This is a genomic window from Kaistia hirudinis (assembly GCF_014196455.1).
Lineage (GTDB): Bacteria > Pseudomonadota > Alphaproteobacteria > Rhizobiales > Kaistiaceae > Kaistia > Kaistia hirudinis.
The window spans coordinates 896,847-921,502 of the sequence record NZ_JACIDS010000002.1 but is presented as its reverse complement, the minus strand read 5'-3'; the positions used below and the strand labels follow the sequence as shown (position 1 = coordinate 921,502).

Sequence of the window (24,656 nt, the reverse complement as noted above, 5' to 3'; positions counted from 1 at the left end):
GTGGCGTCTCCGCCGAGGACGACAATGGACGACTTCTCGATGCTGCCCGTCGCGGCCGACGACGATCATTTCCACGAGGAATGCGGCGTTTTCGGCGTGTTCGACCATCCCGACGCGGCTGCGTTGACGGCGCTCGGGCTGCATGCGCTGCAGCATCGCGGCCAGGAGGCGGCGGGCATCGCCTCCTATGACGGCCGCCAGTTCGCGATCGAGCGTCATATCGGCCTGGTCGGCGACACGTTCACGCGCAAGGCCGTCATCGACCGCCTGCCGGGCTCGCGCGCGATCGGCCATAATCGCTATTCCACGACCGGCGGCGCGGGCCTGCGCAATATCCAGCCGATGTTCGCCGAGTTCGTCGGCGGCGGCTTCGCGGTCGCCCACAACGGCAACCTGACCAACGCCGCCACGCTGAAGCGCGAATTGCAGCGCCGCGGCTCGCTGTTCCAGTCGACCTCCGACACCGAGACGATCATCCACCTGATCGCGACCAGCAATCACGGCCGCCTGCTAGACCGTTTCGTCGATGCGATCCGGCGCATCGAGGGCGCCTATTCGCTCGTCGCGCTCTCCGAGAAGAAGATGATCGGTTGCCGCGATCCGCTCGGCGTGCGCCCGCTCGTGCTCGGCCGGCTCGACAGCGCCTATATCCTAGCCTCGGAGACCTGCGCGCTCGACATCATCGGCGCGAGCTACGTGCGCGACGTGAAGCCGGGCGAGATGCTGATCATCAACGAGAAGGGCATCGAGAGCATCTTCCCGTTCGAGCAGAGCCGCTCACGCTTCTGCATCTTCGAATATGTCTATTTCGCGCGCCCGGATTCCTCGGTCGACGGGCGCGGCGTCTATGCGGTGCGCAAGCAGATCGGCGCGGAGCTCGCCCGCGAGAGCGGCATCGACGCGGACATCATCGTTCCGGTGCCCGATTCCGGCGTCCCGGCGGCGATCGGTTATGCCGAGGCGTCCGGCATTCCGTTCGATCTCGGCATCATCCGCAACCACTATGTCGGCCGCACCTTCATCGAGCCGACCGACGCCATCCGCCACATGGGCGTCAAGCTCAAGCACAACGCGAATTCGGCGGTGCTCAAGGGGAAGCGCGTCGTGCTGGTCGATGATTCGATCGTGCGCGGCACGACCTCGATGAAGATCGTGCAGATGGTGCGGGATGCCGGCGCGTCGGAGGTCCATATGCGGATCGCCAGCCCGCCGACCACCGATTCCTGCTTCTACGGTGTCGATACGCCCGAAAAGTCGAAGCTGATCGCGGCACAGATGAGCGTCGACGAGATCGCGAACTATATCCGCGCCGACAGCCTCGCCTTCGTGTCGATCGACGGTCTCTACCGCGCCGTTGGCGAAGCGAAGCGGAACGGCAGCGCACCGCAGTTCTGCGACGCCTGCTTCACCGGCGAGTATCCGACCCGCCTCACCGACCACGAGGAGCGCGGCAAGGTCCAGGTCCTGTCACGGCTCGCCGAGGCGAGCTGACACCCAAGCCGCCCCGCCGCCGCCTCACCTTTCATCACGGAAGCCCGCCTTGTCCTCACCCGATCTTTCCGGCCGCCTCTATGTCGTCACGGGCGCCTCGCGCGGGATCGGATGGAATGCCGCAGTCGCGCTCGGCGCGGCCGGCGCGCATGTGGTCGCGATCGCCCGGACCGTCGGGGCGCTCGAGGAGCTCGACGACGCGATCCGCGCCAAGGGCGGCAGCGCGACGCTGGTGCCGCTCGATCTCAAGGATCTCGATGCGATCGACCGCCTGGGTCTTTCGATCTATGAGCGCTGGGGCAAGCTCGACGGGCTGCTCGGCAATGCCGGCCAGCTCGGCCTGATCACGCCGCTCGGCCATCTCGATCCGAAGGATTGGGACAATGTCTTCACCGTGAACGTCACGGCGAACTGGCGCCTGATCCGCTCGCTCGATCCGCTGCTCCAGCGTTCCGACGCCGGCCGCGCGCTGTTCCTGACGTCGAGCGTCGCCGAGAGCTGCCGTCCCTTCTGGGGCGCCTATTCCGCCTCCAAGGCGGCGCTCGAAGCGCTGGTGCGCACCTATGCGGCCGAGGTCGCCACGACCCGCGTGCGCGCCAATCTGCTCGATCCGGGCCGCATGCGCACGCAGATGCGCGCCAAGGCGGCTCCCGGCGAGGACGCGGCAACAGTCCCGCATCCGAGCGCCGTCGCCCCGGACATCGTGCGCATGCTCGCCCCCGATTTCGCCGACAACGGAACGCGCTTCGCGTTCCCGACCGGCACGGTCACGCGGTTTCTGGACTGAAACAGGGCGCGAGGGGCTGCTAGGCCGCCTGTTCCTGGCGTGAAGGCCTGATCAGGACTTCCGCCGGAATGCCGAGCCCCTCGTGAAGCCGGCGGATCATTTCGATGGAAAGTCCCCGTCGACGGTTCAAGATCTCGGCCACACGGGCGCGGGAGCCGATATATGGCTCGAGATCCTTGCGCGACAGTCCCTGCTGCTCCATGCGGAAGAGGATCGCGTCGACCGGATCCGGTAGATCCACCGGGATGGCTTGCGCCTCATAGGCTTCGACCAGAGTGGCGAGCACGTCGAGCCGGTCCCCCTCCGGCGATCCAGCGGCGGCGCCCCAAAGCGTGCCGATCTCCTGCATCGCTGCGTCGTAGTCGGCCTCGTTCCGGATCGGATGGATATCAGCTTTCATAGTCGATCCTCCTTGCGTCGATCTCGTCATAGAGGCGATGCGTGCCGATCCATTTGACCCAGACGATCTCGCGCTCATAGTCGGCGGCGACGATGAGCCGATAGTCGTTGCCTTTGACGTTGAAGACGACGCGATCTGCCGACACGATCGAAGCCGAGGCATAGCTGCGCTTCACGTCGGCCGCGTTTCGCCAATGTGCGCGATTCACTTCATGGAACCAGGAATCGAGCGCGGCCTTCACCGCCGACTGATCGCGGTGCCCCGCCAATCCGTCCACGAACTCCTTGAGCGTACGGCGCGCGATGATCCGCATGAAGACGGATCTTAGGTCGATCCCATATTGGGATCAATCCCTACCGCTTCTTCGCCTTGCCCTCGAAGGGGTTCTCGCCTTTCCGGAGGGTCAGGCGCAGCGGAACCGCCGTCAGGCCAAACGATTCGCGGAGGCCGTTCAGCAAATAGCGCGTATAGGCTTCCGGCAGCGCCTCGGGGCGGGAGCAGAAGGCGACGAAGGTCGGCGGGCGCGATTTCGGCTGCGTCATGTAGCGCAGCTTGACGCGGCGGCCGGAGACGGCGGGCGGCGGATGATGCTCGAGCGTCGCGGCCAGCCAGCGATTGAGCGCGGCGGTCGGCACGCGGCGGTTCCATGTGCCGTAGACCTTGAGCAGATCGCCCATCAACCGGTCGATACCGGAACCCGTCAGGCCGGAGATCGGCACCAGCGGCACGCCGCGCACCTGCGGCAGCAGCCGTTCGGCCATCTCGCGGAGATCCGCCATCGTCTTCTGGCGATCCTCGATCAGGTCCCACTTGTTGAGCGCGATGACCAGCGCCCTGCCCTCGCGCGCGACGAGATCGGCGATCTGCAGATCCTGCTTCTCGAACGGCATGGTGGCATCGAGCATGAGCACGACGACTTCGGCGAAGCGGACGGCGCGGAGCGTGTCGCCCACCGACAGCTTTTCGAGCTTGGTCTCGACGCGCGCCTTCTTGCGCAGGCCCGCCGTATCGAACAGCTTGAACGGGCGGTCGCGCCAGATCCAGTCGACCGAGATCGAATCGCGCGTGATGCCAGCTTCCGGCCCCGTCAGCAGGCGATCCTCGCCGAGCATCGTATTGATCAAGGTCGACTTGCCGGCATTGGGGCGCCCGACCACGGCCACCTTGATCGGCTTGGCCGGATCGATCGGCTCTTCGGCGATCTCTTCCTCGCCCTCGACGAAGATGATCTCGTCGGACTCCTCGTCCTCGGCCGCCTCTTCTTCCTCCTCGGGACGCTCGAAGGGCAGCAATGCCGCGAAGAGGTCGGCCATGCCCTCGCCGTGCTCGGCGGAGATCGCGACCGGCTCGCCGAAGCCGAGGCCATAGGCCTCCAGGACGCCCGCCTCGCCGACCTTGCCTTCGGCCTTGTTGGCGACCAGCACGACCGGCTTGCCGACACGGCGCAGCAGCTCCGCGAAATGCTCGTCGACCGGCGTCACGCCGACGCGTGCATCGATGACGAAGAGCGACACATCCGCCTCGGCGATGGCGGCTTCGGTCTGCGCGCGCATGCGGCCTTGCAGCGATGCCGGGTCGGCCTCCTCGAGGCCGGCGGTATCGATGACCGTGAAATAGAGGTCGCCGATCTTCGCCTCGCCCGGCCGGCGGTCACGCGTCACGCCGGGCGTGTCGTCGACGAGCGCGATCTTCGAGCCGACAAGGCGATTGAACAGCGTGGACTTGCCGACATTGGGGCGGCCGATGATCGCGGCGGTAAAGCTCATGATGTCGTCCGGCTCCGTCGGGCGTTGGTTGTTCGGCCAAAAAACGGCCCTGGGAAATCAATGCGCGGACCGGCGATAAAAATCAAAGCCCGGGCAATCCCGGGCTTTGGGTTCGGCTCGCGCTGGAGGGAGGTGGCGCCCGCGCTCCGCCTCAGCTCTTCGCCGCCGGCGGCGGATCGCCGGCCTTGCCGCGGATCAGCTCCTGCATCAGCTGAGCCCGGCTCTTCGCCGCCTCGGACGCGGTCGGGTCGGTGGCGATATCGTTGAAATAGCCGCGCGCCGCATCGACATCGCCGGTGCGCCAGGCGGTGAGACCGAGAATCTCGCGCGCCGCATTGCGCCAGGGCCCGCCCGTCGCGGCGAGATCGCCGATGCGCGTCTTCATGGCGGCGAGATCGGCGGTGTCGGAGAGCAGAAGCGCGGAACGCAGGCGCGACAGCGTCTTCAAGAGCGGCGAGGTGGACGGCGCCGCCGCAAGGTCGTCATAGGCCTTGACCGCCTCGTCCGTCTTGCCGGCGGTGGCAAGGTCCGCCGCCGAACGCATCTTCGCGAGGATCGGATAGCCGCCCGTGCCCGTCGCCTGAAGATCAGCCAGGGCCTTCATCGCGTCGTCGTGCTTGCCGTCATTCGCGAGGTTGAGCGCGTTGACGAAGCGGTCACCCGTCGCCGCCGCCTGCAGGCCACGCCAATAGAGCCAACCGCGCCATCCGGCAGTCGCCAGCACGATCAATATGGCGAGGAGAACGACATAGGGTCCGAAGCGCCGCCACAGCCTCTTGGCCTGCTCTTTGCGCAGGTCTTCTTCGACTTCACGAAAGATATCGGTCATCTAGTCCTCGGCGGCCTTCAGCGGCGGGCACCATAACGAAGCGCCCCCCGGCTGGCAAATGGCGGACGGCAGCGCTTCCCGCGATCAAGCCTTGGGCTTGTAGACATTGGCCTCGCCCGGGAAGGCGCGGGAGCGCACTTCGCCGGCATAGGACGAGACCGCCTCCTCGATCATCCCCGCCAGCGTGCCGTAGCGCTTGACGAATTTGGGCACGCGCGGCGAGAGACCGAGCATGTCCTCGAGCACCAGGATCTGGCCGTCGCAGGCCGATGACGCGCCGATGCCGATGGTCGGGCACGACACCTTCTCGGTGATCTCGCGGCCGAGCGTCTCGATCACGCCCTCGACCACCATGGCGAAGGCGCCAGCCTCATCGACGGCGATCGCGTCGGCCAGGACGGCGGCGGCGCTGGCCTCGCTCTTTCCCTGCACCTTGAAGCCGCCCATGGTGTGGATCGATTGCGGCGTCAGGCCGACATGGCCCATGACCGGCACGCCGCGCTCGGTCAGGAAGCGGATCGTCTCCGCCATGCGCCGGCCACCCTCGAGCTTGACCGCGCCGCAGCCCGTCTCCTTGAGCACGCGGGACGCGGTGCGGAAGGCGGCAGCCGGGCTTTCTTCATAGGAGCCGAAAGGCAGGTCGACGACGACCAGCGCGTGCTGCGAGCCGCGCATCACCGCCCGCCCCTGCAGGACCATCATCTCGACCGTCACGGGAATCGTCGATTCGAGGCCGTGCATCACCATGCCGAGCGAATCGCCGACGAGGATGAAGTCGACGAACGGATCGATGATAGCCGCGGTATGGGCATGGTACGACGTGAGCGAAACGATCGGCTGGCCGCCCTTGCGGCTCGCAATATCGATCGCCGTCAGGCGGCGGGATTGACCCTCGACGGACATCGGCGTTCTCCCTAGCGGACGCTGGCGCGTCCATTTCCATGGCGGCTTTCGATGGCGAGCCGCACGAGCGGTGTCCCTAGCATTATTCGCCGCCCCGTTCGACCATCGCGGTCGCATGACTGCCCAGCCTTGGCGCGGTGATTGTGTTTTCCATGCTACGCCCGCGCGAACTCTTCGCCCCCTCACTTACCGCTTGTTCAGTTCCTGAGTTCAAAGTGGCATAGTCCCACTTCAACTTTCAGGGCTGAACGTCCCATGGCCAGACCGAGATCGATCGGCGCCGCGATACTGATGATCGTCGCGCTCGCCGCGACTTTGCTGCCGGGATCCGCCTTCGCGGATGTCGTCGCGCGCATCAGCCTGTCTTCGCAACAGATGGTCGTCTATGTCGATGGCATTCCGACCTATGACTGGGCCGTCTCGACCGCACGAAGCGGCTATCGCACGCCGGTCGGAAGCTTCCGCCCGACCCGCATGCACAAGATGTGGTACTCGAAGAAGTACGACAACGCCCCTATGCCGAACTCGATTTTCTTCCTCGGCGGTTATGCCGTCCACGGCACGCCGCATATCCGTGCGCTCGGCCGTCCCGCCTCGCATGGCTGCGTGCGCCTCCATCCCGACAATGCGCGGACCCTGTACAGTCTCGTCAAGAGTTCGGGGATCGAGAATGCCAGGATCGTCATCACGCGCTGAGGAATCCGCCCGCCTTGTGAAGTTCATCACTGATAGCGACCGGAAGAATCGACATAACACTCCCATGAAACGGCGCGTCGTAACCGCCGTGAGCCAGACCTAGACAGCCGGACCCGAACCATGATTGCCCGCCTCACCGCCATCCTCACGATCTGCGCCGCCGCCATCGTCGGCTTTGCGGCACCCGCGTCCGCGTCGAACCCGCTCTTCCCCGCGCCTCCCGGCGTCAAGGCGACGGTCTCGCTGTCGCAGCAGCGCATGGACGTCTTCATCAAGCGCAAGGATGGACGCGAGGAGCGCTACACCTGGAAGGTCTCGACGGGCCGCAAGGGCTACGAGACCCCACCCGGCGCCTTCCGTCCGGACTATCTCGACGAACTGCACCATTCGACGAAGTACGAGAACGCGCCGATGCCCTATTCGGTGTTCTTCAATGACGGCATCGCCGTTCACGCGACGACGGAAGTCAACCATCTGGGCCGCCCGGCATCGCATGGCTGCGTGCGCCTCGACCCGTCGAATGCCGAGGTTTTCTTCCGCGCCGTCGCCGAACTGGGCATGACGCGGACGGCGATCTACGTCGAACAGTAAGGGCAAATCATCCGCCTCAGGCGGATCTTCGAGGCAGGAGTTCGATCTTCAAAACGGCGTCGCCCCCCGGGGCGGCGCCGTTTTCGCGTGCGGGCGACCGTGACGACCGCACGGGTCCACGCGCGAAGAAAGGTCATCGCCTGATCTTCCGGCGATGCTCAGCGAGGGCCGGAGTCCGGAGACGAGGGTTTCGACGGCCGGCCGCCGTCCGAGTCCTGGCCGCGAGACCCGGCGACCGCGGCTCCCAGCGCGCCTCCGATGGCTCCCCGGCCAACCCCGCCTGGGCTGTGGCCACCCCCCGGCCCCGGGCCATCGCGGCCTCCTGCCGGGCCTCCCGGGCCGCTGCCGAGACCGACCGCGCCCCGCATATTGCCGTCGATGCTCGGCTGGCCCGACGGAGGTGAGACTCCTCCGGGGGGAGACGATCCCGGTCCGCTGCCAAATCGGAGCCCCTGCCCGTCCAGCCGTCCGTCGGGGCCTTCGAAGCGCATCCCATCCAGACGCAGTTCGCCGGTGCGTCCCACCTCGACATTCAGCACCGCGCGCAGGTTCTCGTGCGGCGTCAATCGCTGGCCGAGCTCCGCGTCGCGGAACTCGAAACCTGCCCCGGTCCGGAACGTGGCGCCGCTGTGCTCGACATAGGTCTCCAGGGATATGCGGGCGACATCGCGCCCCTCGAACGGCGCATCGAGCGACACCCGGTTGACCTTGAAACCCCGGCCGCTTGCCGCGCCGCGAACGATGACGCGCCAGCCTTCGTATTGCTCGCCGATGCCGAGCAGCGGCAGATCGCCGATGCGAAGCGTCCAGCCCTGCATACGCGGCGTCCCGACGATCTGATCAGGCGAATCGCCGGCTGGCGCGACATGCGTTGCGACGATCTCGCCGCTCGCCGTCCTGAGGCCGAAGACGGCGATGCGGGTGCCGACCTGCCATGAGGGCGGCGCGACCGTATCGCCGAGCAGGACGCGCTGCCCGAGGACGGTGACGGCATGCTCCTCGATGCCGGAGACCGGGCCGATCACTTCGCTCAGCACGTCGATCCGGTCGGTGACCAGACGGTCCTTTCCATCGCGGCGCGCGACCGTGCGCGCCACCTGGCCGATGGCCAGCGCCGTGGCGCTGCGTTTCTCGCCATTGATCCAGACAGCGACGTCGCTCGGATAGCTGATGCGCGCGTCGTTGACGTAGATGCTGCCGAAGCGACGAATCGTACCGATGAAGCCGATGCGGCCACCCGCGCCCGCATCCGGCTCGCTCGTGATGCCCGTGCCGCCAATGCCGCGATCAGATGGCTTTTGTTCCTCGGCGCCGGCCGAAACCGTGGCGGCGCCTGCAACGCCAGCAAGCAGGGTAAGGAGGTGTCTGCGCGAGATCCGGCCGGTCATGTGCCTTCGTCCCCGGGCTTGCCGTTTTCGCGCGACGGACCGGCGTTGGCAGCCGCGTCTATCGACTCGTCGTCTACCACCTCTTCAGCATAGACATACACACCGAATATCCAGCGCCAAGACCCGCTCTCCTGCGGTGTCGCTGCGGCATGGGCGTCCCGGTTGACCGTCTGGAGCGCATCGATCGCAACGTCGCGTGATCGCTGCTCGAGCATCGCGGCGACATCGTGCGAAAGCCCGTCATAATGGACGGCGCGCTCCAGGAAGCGCGGCTGCGGGCTTTCCACGTTGGTCACGGCCGCGGCGATGTGATCGTGCAGATTGCGGCCGAGATAATAGAGCTGCTGGTCACTGCCGCTCTGGGGCACGAAGGCCGACTCGGACAGGACGATCCGATCGCTGGGGTCGCGCGTCACCAATCCCCGGTCGCGCCATTCGTCGAGCACGACGCGGGGCCGGACGTCGCGCGTGACCGATTCGACCAATGCGTCGAAGGACGGGCTGCCGTCCTCGCTGGAGCGCGGCAGCGGCAAAGGTCGTCCATCCGCATCGGTAAAGGCCGGATCGGCGAGCCAGCGCGCCAGAATCCGGCTCGTCCGGGAGACAGCGACCGGGACGACGTTCACGGGAGCCCCTGCCCCGCGCAGGCGGCTGACCTCCTTGCGATGAATACCCGTCAACAGGCTCACGCGGCTGTCGGTCTGGCTCTTGGATGGCAGGGCGAATTCGTGCTCCGCCACGTTCACATAGAGCTCGCGCAGCAGATCGGTGAGGGCCGGAAAGGTCACGCCGCTGCGGATGGCCAGACGGACCAATGGCCTCAGCAGCCGGGCCAAAGGGCCCTGCAGCTTCGCTCCGTCCAGTGAAGATCCGCCGATTTCGGTCATATCTCACACATAGAGTAGTGAACGTGGGACACAATCCCATTTTTTTAATGCGAACCAAGATTGACATTTTGTGGGTATTTTTCCCACATTGTTTTGCCACAGTCACCGCATAACAATCGAAACGTCGACCAAGGGCAGCGAGACATTGCACGGCCCCCGGAGAAAGCCGGGCGCCGAACCGATGGGCTCGTCTCCAGCACAAGGCGACATGAGATGGAGCGCATATTTTGAACACGTTCTTTGTCGATGCGACTGTGCCCCTGCGTTGGGGACCTCACCCGGTCGTCGGGATACCGCGCGTTGAATTCGCGATCGTACGGCAGGCGATGCGCCAGAAGACCGGCAGGGTCGCGTTCTTCAAGGTCGAGCGCAACGGCCAGACGCGCGTGCTGACCCCGCGGGAACTCAACTATCTCACCAGGCTGGTCGAGGGACGCCTCCGCAGCATCGAGGACGGAGCCGACGCGAGCTTCCTGCATCGTCTCGGGACGGTGACTACGGCGATCCGGGACGGCGCGGCGCTGTCGGGCAAGGAATTCGATCGCGTCTCGGCCGGCTATCTGAGCCGGCGGACGGATCGGCGCGGCCTCTCCTACCAATTGGCGAAGACGCTCATCCGCGGCCTCAAGCTGACGGGGCTCGGCGGGCGCGGTCGCAGCGGCGAGATCGATCCGCTCGCGATCCCGGGCGCACGCTGCTTCCTCTCGAGCGCCGGCCTGCATCATCTGGCCGCCAGCGGACGCTCCGTGCCCAAGACCGTGCACATCTCGACGGTGCTGCACGACCTGATCCCGATCGAGCAGCCGCACCTCACCGACCGCAGTCACGCGCGCAATTTCGAGCGCGATGTCAACTGGATGCTCGGCGAGTGTCGCCAGATCATCTGCGTCTCGAACCACACCGCCGAGCGTGCCGCCGCCTATGCGGCCCAAGCCGGCGTCGCCGTCCCGCCGCGGATCGCCGTGTCCCAGCTCGGTTCGTTCCTCAAGGAGGCCCTTCGCGGCCAGGCGCCGGAGCCCGTTCCGGCACTCGTCGGGCAGCGCTTCGCGTTCTATTGCTCGACGATCGAGATCCGCAAGAACCACATTCTCCTGCTGAAGCTGTGGTCCTCGCTCATCGACGAGTTTGGCGACCGCCTGCCCAAGCTCGTCTTCGGCGGGCGCTGGGGCTGGATGTATGGCGAGGCCAAGGCGTATCTCGAAGCCCATCCGGAGCTCGACCGCCACCTCGTCATCCTCAATCACATGAGCGACCAGCAGCTCGTCTGGCTCTATCGCAATGCCGCCTTCGGGCTGTACCCCTCGCTGGCGGAGGGTTGGGGGCTCGGCGCGGCCGAGAGCCTCGACTACGACCTGCCGATCATCATTTCCGATACGCCATCGCTCGCCGAGGCGACCCAGGGCCTGATGCCCGTCCTGCCGACCGGCGATCTCGAGGCGTGGCGCAATGAAGTCCGCCGCGCGATCACTGAGCCGGCATGGGGCGAGCGCCTGCGTCAGCAGATTTCGCTCGCCTATCGGCCGATCGACGAAACCGTATTCGCCAATCGTCTTCTGTCATTGGTCGATACTGCGGAGGGCACACCGACCGCACAGGCTCCAGGCGGGGCGGCGGACTATCCCGCATCCAACCATCTCGTTCCGAGCCTCGCCTTGCCGACAAGCCATGCCGCGTGACCGCGTCGGTCTGTCAGAACATGTGGCTGAGGAACTCGGGCGTCCAGCCTTTGACGGTGTAGGCGTACCAGAAGGCGAAGAGAATGATGGCGCTGACGATCGAGGTGATGATCGCCTTGCGGATCAGCATGGGCCGTATCGGCGCGCTGGCGGTCGTCCCGAGCGTCACGTCGCCCTCCTCCGCCTGGGTGCGGACGCCGAAAGGCAGGATCATGAAAATGACCAGCCACCAGATGATGAAGTAGATCGCGATGAGGCTGTAGATCCGCATGACTCAGGCCTGCTCCAGCTCGATCAGCGTGCCAAGAAAATCCTTGGGGTGCAGGAAGACGACGGGCTTCCCATGCGCGCCGATCTTGGCCCTACCCTCGCCGAGGATGCGGGCACCCTCGGCCGCGAGGCGCGCGATCGCGGCGTCGATATCCTCGACCTCGTAGCAGATGTGATGGATCCCGCCTTCAGGATTGCGCTCCAGGAATTTCGCGATCGGGGAATCGGCCCCGAGCGCGCCGAGCAGCTCGATCTTCGTGTTCGGAAGCGTCACGAAGACCGTCGTGACCCCGTGCTCAGGCAGATCCACGGGGGCCGACACCACGGCGCCCAGACGATCGCGATAGACCTGCACCGCCGCTTCCAGATTGGGAACCGCGATGGCCACGTGATTGAGCCGACCGATCATCGACGCCTCCGGCTTGGCAGCCCGCGCAAGGCGGCGCGGGCGCCAGCCGTCATACGATCGTGACGAAGACCGTGCAAAGGGGTTTTTTGCCCCAGCCTTCGCGCACCGCCGCGCGCACGGCGCGGCGCAGCGCGTCGCGCAGCAGTTCGACGTCGCGCCGGCGGGCGCGAGGAATGCTCTCGATGGTCCCGAGGACAGCCGACATGACCGTCTCTTCGAAAGGATGTCCCGATACGCCCTGCAGCGGCAGACCCGTCAAGGCGATCTCGGGATCGACCATCAGGCTGCCATTGCCGTCGAGGATCACGGAGACGGCGACATGACCGGCGAAGGACAGCTTACGCCGCTCTGGAACGCCGACGCCGTCGAGATCAGCGATGATGATGCCGTCCTTATAGAGACGGTCGCAGGGCACCTCGTCGATTTCCTGCGCGCGGCCGGGTGCGAGGCGGACGAGTGCGCCGTCCTCGATGTCGATCACCTGGCCGACGCCCATCTCGCGCGCAAACGCGGCATGGGCCACCAGATGCATCGGCTCGCCATGCACGGGGATCGCGATCTCCGGCCGGACCCAGCCATACATCTCGGCCAGTTCGTCACGCCGCGGATGGCCGGAGACGTGCACCAGCCGATCCCGGTCGGTGATCACCTGAACGCCCTGGTCGACGAGATGGTTGATGATGTTGCCGATCGCCTTCTCGTTGCCCGGGATCGGGCGCGCCGAGAAGACGACGATATCGCCCGGTGAAAGGCCGATGAACTTGTGATCATCGTCGGCGATGCGCGCGAGGGCGGCGCGCGACTCGCCCTGGCTTCCCGTCACGATCGCGACGACCTTGTCGCGCGGCAGGTAGCCATAGGCCTCTTCGTCGAGGAAGGGCGGGACGCCCTCCATATAGCCGAGCTCGGTCGCGACCTCGATCGAGCGGCGCAGCGCCCGGCCGACGACGACGACCTGGCGGTCATGCGCCTGCGCCGCCATCGCGATCGAGCGAATGCGCGCCATGTTGGATGCGAATGCGGTGAAGGCGACGCGGCCGGTCGCTTCGCCGACCAGCGCGTGGAGCTCGCGCGCGACCTCCCCCTCGCTCGGGCTGCGACCTTCGCGCATCGCATTGGTCGAATCGCAAACGAGCGCCAGCACGCCCTCATCGCCGATCGCGGCGAGGCGCTGGGCGTCGGTCTGCCAGCCGAGGACCGGCTCCGGGTCGAGCTTCCAGTCGCCCGTATGGACGACCGTGCCGAACCGCGTGCGGATGGCGAGCGCCATCGGCTCGAGGATCGAGTGCGCGACGGCGATGAACTCGACGTCGAAGCCGCCGAGGACGACGCGATCGCCCGGCGCGACGATCTCGATCGGAATGGGCGGCGATCCGGGATAGCTCGTGCGCTTCGCCTGCAGCAGGCCCGCGGTGAACGCGCTCGCATAGACGGGGACACGGAGGCGCGGCCACAGATCGAGCAGCGCGCCGAAATGGTCCTCATGCGCATGCGTGATGACGATGCCGAGCAGATTGTCGCGATTTTCCTCGAGGAAGCGGATGTCGGGGAGCACCAGGTCGACGCCCGGAAGGTCCGGGCCGGCGAAGCTGACGCCGAAATCAACGGCAAGCCACTGCCGGTCCCGCTTCGAGCCTAGGCCATAGACGGCAAGATTCATCCCGATTTCGCCGACCCCGCCGAGGGGGAGGAAGACGAACTCGTCCGGTCCACTGTGTGATGGATTCATTAGTTGGCCGACGCCACCGCACCGAAATGGACCTCGCCAGCGGCGACTGTCCGGACCTTACCCTGTGAAGACCGGATGACGAGTCTGCCCTCCTCGTCGATCGTCTCGAAAACGCCCGAGACGATCCGGTCACCGATTCTTACTGCCACATCTTCACCCAGTCCCGCAGCGCGGTCGAGCCAAAGGCGCCTCACGCTTGCGAATCCCCTGCCTTCGTCCCACACGCGCAACACGCTGGCGAATGCGTCCGCCAGCGCAACGAAGAGACGTGGGGCCGATATCGCATAGCCGAGCGAGGAAAGCGAGGCGGCTGGATAGGGGAGCCCTTCCGGCGCCGCGACGACATTGACGCCGATGCCGATCGCCACCGCGAATCCGCCTTCGGTCAACGGCTCCGCCTCGAGCAGGATGCCAGCCAGCTTGCCGCCGTCGAGCAGGACATCATTGGGCCATTTGAGGCGCAGCCTGTCGGCGCGACCGGGCGCACCGGCGCCGTCGAAGCCATCCAGCCCGACCTTGAGCTGCAGATCGGGTGCGATGGTGCGCAGCGCCTCGTCCAGCGACAGGCCGGCGACGAAGCCGAGCGTCGCCGCCGTCATGGGATCATGCGGCACGCGCAGCAGCAGCGTCGCGGCGAGATTGCCGTCCGGCGCCTTCCAGTCACGGCCGCGACGGCCACGACCGGCGGTCTGGCGCATCGTCACGAACCAGCAGCGACCGGCATCGCCGGCACGGGCGGCGGCGATGGCCTCCTGATTCGTCGACCCGGCTTCGGCGAATTCGACGAGACGAAAGCCCGCGCGCGCCGCGCCGGATCCGAGTTCGAATGCCACCGTCAGAAGAAGGTCTTGGCGGCGACGCTGGCCGCCGCGCCGAACGGGCCGGCAAAGACCACGTAGAGGATCACGAAGGCGCCGGAGAGGCCGAGCACGATCCGCAGCGACCCCGCCATCGGCTCGAACACGCCCGCCGGCTCGTCGAAATACATGATCTTGACGAGGCGGAGATAGTAGTAGGCGCCCACGACCGACGAGAGCACGCCGATGATCGACAGCGCATAGAGATGCGCCTCGATGGCGGCCAGGAAGACGTAGAACTTCGCGAAGAAGCCGGCGAGCGGCGGAATGCCGGCGAGCGAGAACAGCAGCGCGCCGAAGATAAACGCCTGAACCGGATGGGTACGCGAGAGGCCGGCGAGATCGCCGATCTCCTCGACCATGCGTCCGTCGCGCCGCATCGACAGGATGACGGCGAAGACGCCGAGCGTCATGGCGACGTAGATCGACATATAGAGCACGACACCGCGCACGCCCGCCTCGTTGGCGGCGGCGAGGCCGACCAGCGCGAAGCCCATATGGCCGATCGAGGAATAGGCCATCAGGCGCTTGATGTTCTTCTGGCCGATCGCCGCGAAGGCGCCGAGCAGCATCGAGGCGATGGCGATGAAGGTGATCACCTGCTGCCAGTCGCCGCTGGCCGGACCGAAGCCGCCGACCAGCACGCGCACGATGATCGCCATGGCCGCCGCCTTGGGCGCCGCGGCGAAGAACGCGGTGACGGGCGTCGGCGCGCCTTCATAGACGTCCGGCGTCCACATGTGGAACGGCACGGCCGAGATCTTGAAGGCGAGGCCGGCGATGAAGAAGACGATGCCGAACACCACGCCGACCGAGGCGCCGCCGGCCGTCAGCGCGGCCGAGATCGCCTGGAAGCCCGTATGGCCGGTGAAGCCGTAGATCAGCGAGCCGCCATAGAGCAGCAGGCCAGAGGAGAGCGCGCCGAGGACGAAATATTTGAGGCCCGCTTCGGTCGACTTCACGCTGTCGCGGTTGATCGCGGCGACGACATAGAGCGCGAGCGACTGCAGCTCGAGGCCGAGATAGAGCGCGATGATGTCGTTGGCCGAGATCATCAGCAGCATGCCGAGCGTCGCGAGGACGATCAGCACCGGATATTCGAAGCGGTCGAAATTCTCGCGCTTGGCGAAGCCCGACGACATGACGATCGCAAAGCCGGAGCCGATCAGCGCGAGCATCTTCATGAAGCGCGCGAAGGGATCGAGCACGAAGGCGCCGCGGAAGGTAACGCCGTCCTCGGCCCGGAAGAGCAGCGCCAGGCCGGCGACGATGATGACGATCACCGCCAGCGTCGAGACCAGCGGCGCGGAGCGCTCGCCGCCGAACACGCCGATCATGAGCAGCGCCAGCGCGCCGATCGCGAGGACGAGCTCGGGCAGGAGGGGCGCCAGCGTAGGGAGCGTTGCGATATCCATGGGTGACCGGTCCCGCTTACTGCGCCGCGACGGCGAGCTTGCCAGCGGCCGAGAGGGCCGCCTGGTAGTTGGAAATCAGGCTGTCGACCGAGGCCGACGTGACGTGGAACACCGGCGTCGGATAGACGCCGAAATAGAGCGTCAGCACGATGAGCGGCACCAGCAGCACCAGCTCGCGGGGCGTCAGATCGAAGATCCCCTTGAGCGAGGGCTTCTCGAGCGGGCCGAGCGCCACGCGGCGATAGAGCCAGAGGCTGTACGACGCGGAGAGAATGACGCCCGTCGCCGCGAAGAACGCGACCCAGGTGTTGGCGCGGAAGGCGCCGAGCATGGTCATGAACTCGCCGACGAAGGCCGACGTGCCCGGCAGGCCGAGATTGGCCATCGTGAAGAACAGGAAGGCGACGGCATAGAACGGCATGCGGTTCACGAGGCCGCCATAGGCGGAAATCTCGCGGGTATGCATGCGGTCATAGACCACGCCGACGCAGAGGAAGAGCGCGCTCGCGACCAGGCCATGCGACAGCATGAGGAAGATCGCGCCTTCGACGCCCTGCTGGTTCATCGCGAAGATGCCCATCGTCACGTAGCCCATGTGGGCCACGGAGGAGTAGGCGATCAGCTTCTTCATGTCCTCCTGCATCAGCGCGACCAGCGAGGTGTAGATGATCGCGACGACGGAGAGGGTGTAGATGAAGGGCGCGAAATCGGCCGAGGCCAGCGGGAACATCGGGATCGAGAAGCGCAGGAAGCCGTAGCCGCCCATCTTCAGGAGCACGCCTGCCAGGATGACCGAACCGGCGGTCGGCGCCTCGACGTGGGCGTCGGGGAGCCAGGTGTGGACCGGCCACATCGGCATCTTCACCGCGAAGGAGGCGAAGAAGGCGAGCCACAGCCAGGTCTGCATGCCGGCCGGGAAGGAATGCGTCAGCAGCGTCGGGATGTCGGTCGTGCCGGCCTGCCAGTACATCGCCATGATGGCGAGCAGCATGAGCACCGAGCCGAGCAGCGTGTAGAGGAAGAACTTGAATGCGGCATAGACGCGGCGCGGTCCGCCCCAGATGCCGATGATCAGGAACATCGGGATGAGGCCGGCCTCGAAGAACACGTAGAACAGCACCAGATCCGTCGCGCAGAAGACGCCGATCATCAGCGTCTCGAGGATCAGGAACGCGATCATGTATTCGCGGAAGCGCTTCTGCACCGAGTATTTCGACGCGATGATGCAGAGCGGCATCAGGGCCGTCGTCAGGATGACGAACAGCATCGAAATGCCGTCGACGCCCATCGAATAGCCGATGGTGCCGCCGAGCCAGTTCGTCCGCTCGACGAACTGGAAGCCGGTATTGGCGTTGTCGAAATCGCGCCAGATCAGCAGCGACACCAGGAAGGTGATCAGCGTGGTCCAGAGCGACAGCCAATAGATGTTGCGCCGCGTCGAGGCCTCGTCACCGCGGATCAACAGGAGCAGGAGCGCTCCCAGCAGCGGCAGGAAGGTGACCGTGGAGAGGATCGGCCAGTTGGTCATCTGTCAAATCCTCAGTGCGCGAACATCATCCACGTGACCAGCACGGCAATGCCGATCAGCATGGCGAAAGCATAGTGGTAGACGTAGCCCGTCTGCAGGCGCACGACGCGCTGCGTGACGTCGACGACCCGCGCCGAGATCCCGTTGGGACCGAACCCGTCGATCAGCCAGCCGTCGCCCTTCTTCCAGAGGAAGCTGCCGAGCCACTTGGCCGGGCGGACGAACAGGAAGTCGTAGAGCTCGTCGAAATACCACTTGTTGAGCAGGAACTTGTAGAGCAGCGGCTGCTCATCGGCGAGGCGCTTCGGCGTCGCCGGCGACACGATGTAGAACCAGTAGGCAACCACGAAGCCGAGCACCATCATCGCGGTCGGCGACCATTTGGCCCAGGCCGGAATCTCGTGGATGTCGTGCAGGACATGGTTGTCCGGGTTCATGAACAGAGCCTGCTTCCAGAACTCGCCATAACCCTCGCCGATGAAGCGGCCCTCGAAGCCCATGCCGGCAAAGAGCGCGCCGACCGACAGCACCAGCAGCGGCACCGTCATGACCCAGGGCGATTCATGCGCATGGCTCATCACCTCGTCCGAGGCGCGCGGCTTGCCATGGAACGTCATGAACAAGAGGCGCCAGGAATAGAACGAGGTCAGCAGCGCGGCGACGACGGTCATGAAGAAGGCATAGCCGGCCAGCGGATTGTGGGCGACGAAGGAGCTCTCGATGATCGCGTCCTTCGAATAATAGCCGGCGGTGAACGGGAAGCCGGTCAGCGCGAGCGAACCGATGATCATCGTCCAATAGGTGAGCGGGATCTTCTTCCGGAGGCCGCCCATCTTGCGCATGTCCTGCTCGCCCGAGACGGCATGGATCACCGAACCCGCGCAGAGGAAGAGCAGCGCCTTGAAGAAGCCGTGCGTCAGAAGATGGAACACGCCCGTGGCGAAGGCGCCCGTGCCGAGGCCGACGAACATGTAGCCGAGCTGCGAACAGGTCGAATAGGCGATGACGCGCTTGATGTCGTTCTGGACGAGACCGATCGTCGCCGCGAAGAAGGCCGTGGTCGCGCCGAAGAAGGTCACGACGGTCAGCGCCGTATCCGACAGGGCGAAGAGCGGCGACATGCGCGCCACCATGAACACGCCGGCGGTCACCATGGTCGCGGCATGGATGAGCGCGGAGACCGGGGTCGGGCCCTCCATCGCGTCCGGCAGCCAGGTGTGCAGCAGGAACTGCGCCGACTTGCCCATCGCGCCGATGAACAGAAGGATACAGACCGTCGTCAGCGCATCGAAATCCCACGACAGGAAGTGGATCTTCGTGCCGACAGCGCTGCCCGCATTGGCGAAGATCGTGTCGAACTCGACCGAGCCGAACATCACGAACACGCCGAAGATGCCGAGCGCGAAGCCGAAATCGCCGACGCGGTTGACGACGAACGCCTTGATCGCCGCCGCATTGGCGGAGGGCTTCTGGAACCAGAAGCCGATCAGCAGATAGGAAGCGAGGCCCACGCCCTCCCAGCCGAAGAACATCTGGACGAGGTTGTCCGACGTCACCAGCATGAGCATGGCGAAGGTGAAGAGCGACAGATAGGCGAAGAAGCGCGGCCGGTGCTCGTCATGGGACATGTAGCCCCACGAATAGAGATGGACGAGCGACGACACCGACGTCACCAGGATTAGCATGACCGCGGTCAGCGTGTCGATCCGCAGCGACCATTCGAAGGCGAGCGTGCCCGAATTCACCCAGGGCAGCACCGGCACGAGCACCGGCTGGCCCTCGGGCGAGGTCACCGTGAAGAACGCGATCCAGGCCAGGATGGCGGAGACGAACAGGAAGCCGGTCGTGATGATCTCGGCAGGACGCGAGCCCGGCGCGGCCGGGGCGTGGTGATCGTGACCGCCATGCCCGTGATCATCATGGCCATGGTCGTCGTGGCCGTGATCATCATGGGCGTGGTCGTCATGACCATGCGCATCGTGGCTCTGATAGAGAGCCATGCTCTCCTTCGGCGCGCCCGCCCGCGCAATGCGATAGCGTCCGATGAGCGTGATGAGGCCCGCAATGATGGCGCCGAGGAGCGGAAGGAAGACGATGGCCGAATACATCGAAGGCCTCAGCCTTTCATCAGATTGATGTCTTCAACCGCGATCGAACCACGATTGCGGTAGTAGACGACGAGGATGGCGAGGCCGATCGCAGCCTCAGCGGCGGCGACGGTCAGGACGAGCAGCGCGAAGATCTGGCCGACGAGATCGCCGAGGAAGGACGAGAAGGCGACCAGGTTCAGGTTCACCGCGAGCAGGATGAGCTCGATCGACATCAGGATGACGATCACGTTCTTGCGGTTGATGAAGATGCCGAAGACGCCGATCGTGAACAGGATCGCGGCGACCGTCAGATAGTGCGAAAGGCCGATCTGCATGGTGTTGGTTCCCTGTCCGCTCAGACGCCCTGGCCCGGCTTCACGTCGCGAAGCTCGACCTTCTGCGACCGCGAGACCTGCTCGGAGATGACCTGCCGCTTGACGCCGATCCTGTGATGCAGGGTCAGCACGATCGCGCCGATCATGGCGACGAGAAGCACGAAGCCCGCGATCTGGAAGAAGAAGATATACTTCGTATAGAGCAACTGGCCGATCGCGGCGGTGTTCGACACCTGCGCCAGATCCGGGATCGGCGAGGCGCCGCCACCCACGGCCTGCGGCGCGAAGGCCCAGCCGCCGACAACGACGACGAGCTCAGCCAGCAGCACGAAGCCGATCAGCGCGCCGATCGGGAGATACTGCAGGAAGCCCTGCCGCAGCTCCACGAAGTCGACGTCGAGCATCATGACGACGAAGAGGAAGAGCACCGCGACGGCGCCGACATAGACGACCACCAGCATCATCGCCAGGAACTCGGCGCCGAGCAGCACGAAGAGGCCGGCGGCGTTGAAGAAGGCGAGGATGAGGAAGAGGACCGAATGAACCGGATTGCGCGCCGACACGACCATCAGCGCCGAGCCGATGGTGATCGCCGAGAACAGGTAGAAGAAGAGGGTCTGGATGATCATGATCCCTCACCGATACGGCGCGTCGATGCTGATATTCTTGGCGATCTCGCGTTCCCAGCGGTCGCCATTGTCGAGCAGCTTCTGCTTGTCGTAGTAGAGCTCCTCGCGCGTCTCGGTCGCGAACTCGAAGTTCGGTCCCTCGACGATGGCATCGACCGGGCACGCCTCCTGGCAGAAGCCGCAATAGATGCACTTCACCATGTCGATGTCATAACGGGTCGTGCGGCGCGTGCCGTCATTGCGGCGCGGGCCGGCCTCGATCGTGATCGCCTGCGCCGGGCAGATCGCCTCGCACAGCTTGCACGCGATGCAGCGCTCCTCGCCGTTCGGATAACGGCGCAGCGCATGCTCGCCGCGGAAGCGCGGGGAGATCGCACCCTTCTCATAGGGATAGTTCAGCGTCTTCTTCGGGGCGAAGAAGTAGCGCATCGACAGGAAGAACGCCGAGACGAACTCCGTCAGGAAAATGGATCTGGCAGCCTGATCGAGACGCATTATGGAGCCCATCCCGTGAGCTGGAGGATGGCGGCCACGGCGACGACCATGAAGAGCGAGATCGGCAGGAAGACCTTCCAACCGAGACGCATCAGCTGGTCATAGCGGTAGCGGGGCACGAAAGCCTTGACCATCGCGAACATGAAGAACACCGCGCAGGCCTTGAGCACGAACCAGACGATGCCCGGGACCCAGGTGAACGGCGCGACATTGACCGGCGGCAGCCAGCCTCCGAGGAACAGGATCGCCGTCATCGCGCACATCAGGCAGATGGACGCGTATTCGCCGAGCATGAACATCATGTACGGCGTCGAGCCGTATTCGGACATGAAGCCGGCCACGAGCTCCGACTCCGCCTCGACGAGATCGAAGGGCGGGCGGTTGGTCTCGGCCAGCGCCGATACGAAGAAGATGACGAAGAGCGGCAGCAGCGGCAGCCAGTACCAGTCGAGGAAGCTGCCCGGCAGGCCGAGCTTGGTGCCGAGGCCGGTCTGCTGCGACATCACGATGTCGGAGATGTTGAGCGAGCCGACGCAGAGCAGCACGCCGACCAGCACGAAGCCGATCGACACCTCGTAGGACACCATCTGCGCGGCGGCGCGCAGCGACGACAGGAACGGATACTTCGAGTTCGAAGCCCAGCCGCCCATGATGATGCCGTAGACGCCGAGCGATGAGATCGCCAGCAGGTAGAGAATGCCGACATTGATGTTGGCGATCACCCAGCCGGGCGCGAAGGGGATCACCGCCCAGCCGGCGAGCGACAGCGTCACCGTCACCAGCGGGGCGAGCAGGAAGATGCCCTTGTTGGAGCCCGATGGGATGATCGGCTCCTTCAAGACGAACTTCAGCAGATCCGCGAAGGACTGCAGCAGGCCGAAGGCGCCGACGACGTTCGGACCGCGGCGCATCTGGACGGCAGCCCAGATCTTGCGGTCGGCGAGAAGGATGAAGGCGATCGAGATGAGGAGCAGCACGAGCAGCAGGAGGCTCTGCAGCACCATGATCACGCCGGGGATCAGATAGCCTTCGACGATACCATTCATGTCCGCGTCACTCCGCTGCCGCCGCGAGGCGGCCGGCCGCCAGCGCCGAGCACTCGGCCATGACGGCCGACGCGCGGGCGATGGGGTTGGTCAGATAGAAATCGGCGACCGCCTGGCCGAAGGTCGCGCTGCCGAGGGCGGGCGCGGACGCGGCGATCGCGGCCACATCCGCCGGCGCGCCGGCCTTCACCTGGTCGATCGCGGCCAGATGCGGCACCTCGGCATAGAGCGCCTTGCGCAGCTGCGCGAGCGAATCGAAGGGCAGCCGCTTGCCGACGACGTCGGAGAGAGCGCGGAAGATCGCCCAGTCCTCGCGTGCCTCGCCGGGCGGGAAGGTGGCGCGGTTGGCGATCTGCACACGGCCTTCCGTGTTCACGTAGGTTGCCGACTTCTCGGTATAGGCCGCCGCCGGCAGAATCACGTCGGCGCGGTGGGCGCCGGCATCGCCATGCGTGCCGATATAGACGACGAAGGCCTGGCCGAGCGCGGCCGTGTCGATCTCGTCGGCGCCGAGAAGGAACAGGACGTCGAGCGCCCCCTGCCCCGCCGCCTTGATCATGCCGGCCGTATCGAGGCCACCCGCTGCCGGAACGAAGCCGATGTCGAGGCCGCCGACGCGGGACGCCGCATTGTGCAGGACCGCGAGGCCGTTCCAGCCCTCGTCGCGGCCAGCGGCCGAAGCGATTGTCGCAGCCGCACCGAGCACTGCCGCGCCGTCGGAGCCGGCGAGCGCCGCCTGGCCGACGATGACGATCGGACGCTTGGCACCGGCGAGCGCCTGCCCGAACGTGCCATTGCCCGCGACCACATCGGCGAGCGTCTGCGCGCCGGCGCCGAGATGGTCATAGGAATAGGTGAGGTCGACCTTCTCGCCGACAAGGCCGATCTTTACGCCGCCGGCGCGCCAGCGCTTGCGGATTCGGGCATTGAGCACCGAGGCCTCGAGGCGAGGATTGGCGCCGACGATCAGGATGACGTCCGCCTGCTCGATGCCGGCGATCGTGGGATTGAAGAGATAGCCGGCGCGGCCCTTGGCCGGTTCCAGTGCGGCGCCGTCCTGGCGTATGTCGAGGTTCTTCGAACCGAGCGCCGTGACGAGCGCCTTCAGCGCATAGAGATCCTCGACCGCGGCCAGATCGCCGCCGATCGCGCCGATCTTCTCGCCGCCGGCCGCCTTCACCTTCGCCGCGATCGCCGCAAAGGCCTCGGACCAGGACACGGGCTTCAGCTTGCCGCCGACGCGCAGATATGGCCGGTCGAGGCGCTGCGTCTTGAGGCCGTCCCAGATGAAGCGGGTCTTGTCCGAGATCCACTCCTCGTTCACCGCCTCGTTGAGACGCGGCAGCACGCGCATGACCTCGCGGCCGCGCACGTCGACGCGGATGTTCGAGCCGACCGCGTCCATGACGTCGATCGATTCCGTCTTCACCAGTTCCCAGGGCCGGGCCTGGAAGGCATAGGGCTTCGAGGTCAGCGCGCCGACCGGGCAGAGGTCGATGACATTGCCCTGCAGCTCAGAGGTCAGCGCCTTCTCGAGATAGGTGGTGATCTCGGCATCCTCGCCGCGGCCGATCAGGCCCATCTCGGTGATGCCGGCGACCTCGGTCGTGAAGCGGACGCAGCGCGTGCAATGGATGCAGCGGTTCATCGACGTCTTCACGAGCGCGCCGATATATTTGTCCTCGACGGCGCGCTTGTTCTCGGCGAAGCGGTTCTTGTCAACGCCATAGGCCATGGCCTGGTCCTGCAGATCGCACTCGCCGCCCTGATCGCAAATCGGGCAATCGAGCGGATGGTTGATCAGCAGGAACTCCATCACGCCTTCGCGCGCCTTCTTCACCATCGGCGACTTGGTGAACATAACCGGCGGCTCGCCATTCGGGCCGGGCCGAAGGTCGCGCACATTCATGGCGCAGGAGGCCTGCGGCTTGGGCGGACCGCCCTTCACCTCGACCAGGCACATGCGGCAATTGCCGGCGATGGACAGCCGTTCATGGAAGCAGAAGCGCGGAACTTCGGCGCCTGCCGCCTCCGCTGCCTGCAGCAGCGTGTAGTCCGGCGGGACGTCCACTTCGATGCCATCAACGATGATCTTGGCCATTACTTCGCCTCTTGCATCGCCCGATAGGCCGCCTGCAGTTCCGTGACCGCAACGCCGTCTATCGTCATGCCGTCCACAAGACAGTCCTTGATGGAAACGCCCATCAGATTGACCTTGGAGAAGCGCGAACCCGACAGATTGACGTCGTGCACGCGCGCTCCCGAAACATTCGAATCCTCGACGGACAGGCCGGACAGGTTCGCGTTGCCGACGGCCCATCCCGACATGTTCACGTCGTCGAAGCGCGACCCGGACAGGTTGACGTCAGCGAAGGACGAACCCGCAAGGGTGGCCTCCTTGACCTCCAGCCTGTCGACGACGCGCTCGAGCTTCACCAT

Annotated in this window: 25 protein-coding genes; 5 read left to right on the top strand and 20 right to left on the bottom strand. The window is 65.7% G+C overall.

What is annotated here, in order from left to right; all coding sequences use genetic code 11:
- Window positions 1–24 precede the first annotated feature (24 nt).
- Window positions 25–1,491: an amidophosphoribosyltransferase gene (gene purF / locus GGR25_RS09420; protein WP_183398472.1), complete on the top strand. Its 1,467-nt coding sequence runs from the start codon at window positions 25–27 to the stop codon at window positions 1,489–1,491.
- A 49-nt stretch (window positions 1,492–1,540) separates the two neighbouring features.
- Complete coding sequence (locus GGR25_RS09415; protein ID WP_183398471.1) at window positions 1,541–2,278, top strand: SDR family NAD(P)-dependent oxidoreductase; 738 nt, start codon at window positions 1,541–1,543, stop codon at window positions 2,276–2,278.
- A 19-nt stretch (window positions 2,279–2,297) separates the two neighbouring features.
- Here GGR25_RS09415 and GGR25_RS09410 read toward each other — a convergent pair whose 3' ends face one another.
- The 5 genes from GGR25_RS09410 to panB form a co-directional block, all read right to left on the bottom strand.
- Window positions 2,298–2,678 (bottom strand): helix-turn-helix domain-containing protein, encoded by a 381-nt coding sequence (locus tag GGR25_RS09410; protein WP_183398470.1) that lies wholly within the window; start codon window positions 2,676–2,678, stop codon window positions 2,298–2,300.
- Window positions 2,668–2,991: a type II toxin-antitoxin system HigB family toxin gene (locus GGR25_RS09405; protein ID WP_183398469.1), complete on the bottom strand. Its 324-nt coding sequence runs from the start codon at window positions 2,989–2,991 to the stop codon at window positions 2,668–2,670. Before GGR25_RS09405 ends, GGR25_RS09410 begins: the two co-directional genes overlap by 11 nt.
- Window positions 2,992–3,031: 40 nt before the next feature.
- Complete coding sequence (der, locus tag GGR25_RS09400) at window positions 3,032–4,444, bottom strand: ribosome biogenesis GTPase Der (protein ID WP_183398468.1); 1,413 nt, start codon at window positions 4,442–4,444, stop codon at window positions 3,032–3,034.
- Between the two features lie 151 nt (window positions 4,445–4,595).
- On the bottom strand, window positions 4,596–5,273 hold the full coding sequence (locus tag GGR25_RS09395) for a tetratricopeptide repeat protein (RefSeq protein WP_183398467.1): 678 nt from the start codon (window positions 5,271–5,273) through the stop codon (window positions 4,596–4,598).
- Between the two features lie 84 nt (window positions 5,274–5,357).
- Window positions 5,358–6,176, bottom strand: a complete 819-nt coding sequence (panB, locus tag GGR25_RS09390; RefSeq protein ID WP_183398466.1) for a 3-methyl-2-oxobutanoate hydroxymethyltransferase — start codon at window positions 6,174–6,176, stop codon at window positions 5,358–5,360.
- A gap of 255 nt (window positions 6,177–6,431) precedes the next feature.
- Here panB and GGR25_RS09385 point away from each other — a divergent pair, with 255 nt between their 5' ends.
- Complete coding sequence (locus tag GGR25_RS09385) at window positions 6,432–6,872, top strand: L,D-transpeptidase (RefSeq protein ID WP_183398465.1); 441 nt, start codon at window positions 6,432–6,434, stop codon at window positions 6,870–6,872.
- 120 nt (window positions 6,873–6,992) lie between these two features.
- Window positions 6,993–7,463 carry a L,D-transpeptidase gene (locus GGR25_RS09380; RefSeq protein WP_183398464.1) on the top strand — a complete coding sequence of 157 codons (471 nt, stop codon included), beginning with the start codon at window positions 6,993–6,995 and terminating at the stop codon, window positions 7,461–7,463.
- Window positions 7,464–7,621: 158 nt separating this feature from the next.
- Here the strand turns inward: GGR25_RS09380 and GGR25_RS09375 are convergent, their stop codons facing one another.
- Both GGR25_RS09375 and GGR25_RS09370 read right to left on the bottom strand, forming a co-directional pair.
- Window positions 7,622–8,851, bottom strand: coding sequence for a hypothetical protein (locus GGR25_RS09375; RefSeq protein WP_183398463.1), 1,230 nt, complete (start codon window positions 8,849–8,851; stop codon window positions 7,622–7,624).
- On the bottom strand, window positions 8,848–9,738 hold the full coding sequence (locus GGR25_RS09370; RefSeq protein ID WP_246409384.1) for a DUF6502 family protein: 891 nt from the start codon (window positions 9,736–9,738) through the stop codon (window positions 8,848–8,850). Before GGR25_RS09370 ends, GGR25_RS09375 begins: the two co-directional genes overlap by 4 nt.
- Window positions 9,739–10,064: 326 nt before the next feature.
- On the opposite strand from GGR25_RS09370, the gene GGR25_RS09365 reads away from it, so the two are divergent.
- On the top strand, window positions 10,065–11,414 hold the full coding sequence (locus GGR25_RS09365) for a glycosyltransferase (protein WP_183398462.1): 1,350 nt from the start codon (window positions 10,065–10,067) through the stop codon (window positions 11,412–11,414).
- Window positions 11,415–11,427: 13 nt separating this feature from the next.
- On the opposite strand, the gene GGR25_RS09360 is transcribed toward GGR25_RS09365, so the two are convergent.
- Genes GGR25_RS09360 through GGR25_RS09300 form a run of 13 tightly spaced genes read right to left on the bottom strand, consistent with a single transcriptional unit; the run spans window position 11,428 to window position 24,656 of the window.
- The gene (locus GGR25_RS09360; RefSeq protein WP_183398461.1) at window positions 11,428–11,685 is read right to left on the bottom strand and encodes a DUF1467 family protein; all 258 of its coding nucleotides are present in this window, start codon (window positions 11,683–11,685) and stop codon (window positions 11,428–11,430) included.
- A 3-nt stretch (window positions 11,686–11,688) separates the two neighbouring features.
- Window positions 11,689–12,093 (bottom strand): methylmalonyl-CoA epimerase, encoded by a 405-nt coding sequence (mce, locus tag GGR25_RS09355; protein WP_183398460.1) that lies wholly within the window; start codon window positions 12,091–12,093, stop codon window positions 11,689–11,691.
- 49 nt (window positions 12,094–12,142) lie between these two features.
- Window positions 12,143–13,822 (bottom strand): ribonuclease J, encoded by a 1,680-nt coding sequence (locus GGR25_RS09350; protein WP_183398459.1) that lies wholly within the window; start codon window positions 13,820–13,822, stop codon window positions 12,143–12,145.
- The gene (locus GGR25_RS09345) at window positions 13,822–14,655 is read right to left on the bottom strand and encodes a biotin--[acetyl-CoA-carboxylase] ligase (RefSeq protein ID WP_183398458.1); all 834 of its coding nucleotides are present in this window, start codon (window positions 14,653–14,655) and stop codon (window positions 13,822–13,824) included. The genes GGR25_RS09350 and GGR25_RS09345 overlap by 1 nt, the downstream gene beginning before the upstream one ends.
- 2 nt (window positions 14,656–14,657) lie before the next feature.
- Complete coding sequence (gene nuoN / locus GGR25_RS09340) at window positions 14,658–16,094, bottom strand: NADH-quinone oxidoreductase subunit NuoN (protein ID WP_183398457.1); 1,437 nt, start codon at window positions 16,092–16,094, stop codon at window positions 14,658–14,660.
- Between the two features lie 16 nt (window positions 16,095–16,110).
- Window positions 16,111–17,622 carry an NADH-quinone oxidoreductase subunit M gene (locus GGR25_RS09335; RefSeq protein WP_183398456.1) on the bottom strand — a complete coding sequence of 504 codons (1,512 nt, stop codon included), beginning with the start codon at window positions 17,620–17,622 and terminating at the stop codon, window positions 16,111–16,113.
- Window positions 17,623–17,633: 11 nt separating this feature from the next.
- On the bottom strand, window positions 17,634–19,730 hold the full coding sequence (gene nuoL, locus GGR25_RS09330) for an NADH-quinone oxidoreductase subunit L (RefSeq protein ID WP_183398455.1): 2,097 nt from the start codon (window positions 19,728–19,730) through the stop codon (window positions 17,634–17,636).
- 8 nt (window positions 19,731–19,738) lie between these two features.
- On the bottom strand, window positions 19,739–20,047 hold the full coding sequence (gene nuoK, locus GGR25_RS09325) for an NADH-quinone oxidoreductase subunit NuoK (protein ID WP_183398454.1): 309 nt from the start codon (window positions 20,045–20,047) through the stop codon (window positions 19,739–19,741).
- A 20-nt stretch (window positions 20,048–20,067) separates the two neighbouring features.
- Window positions 20,068–20,676 (bottom strand): NADH-quinone oxidoreductase subunit J, encoded by a 609-nt coding sequence (locus GGR25_RS09320; RefSeq protein WP_183398453.1) that lies wholly within the window; start codon window positions 20,674–20,676, stop codon window positions 20,068–20,070.
- Between the two features lie 6 nt (window positions 20,677–20,682).
- The gene (gene nuoI, locus GGR25_RS09315; RefSeq protein WP_183398452.1) at window positions 20,683–21,171 is read right to left on the bottom strand and encodes an NADH-quinone oxidoreductase subunit NuoI; all 489 of its coding nucleotides are present in this window, start codon (window positions 21,169–21,171) and stop codon (window positions 20,683–20,685) included.
- Entirely contained in the window at window positions 21,171–22,217 is a 1,047-nt protein-coding gene (gene nuoH / locus GGR25_RS09310; RefSeq protein ID WP_183398451.1) for an NADH-quinone oxidoreductase subunit NuoH, read from the bottom strand. The genes nuoI and nuoH overlap by 1 nt, the downstream gene beginning before the upstream one ends.
- Before the next feature lie 7 nt (window positions 22,218–22,224).
- Window positions 22,225–24,318 (bottom strand): NADH-quinone oxidoreductase subunit NuoG, encoded by a 2,094-nt coding sequence (gene nuoG, locus GGR25_RS09305; protein ID WP_183398450.1) that lies wholly within the window; start codon window positions 24,316–24,318, stop codon window positions 22,225–22,227.
- A complete protein-coding gene (locus GGR25_RS09300) occupies window positions 24,318–24,656 on the bottom strand; it encodes a pentapeptide repeat-containing protein (protein WP_210299861.1) in 339 nt (112 codons plus the stop codon). The genes nuoG and GGR25_RS09300 overlap by 1 nt, the downstream gene beginning before the upstream one ends.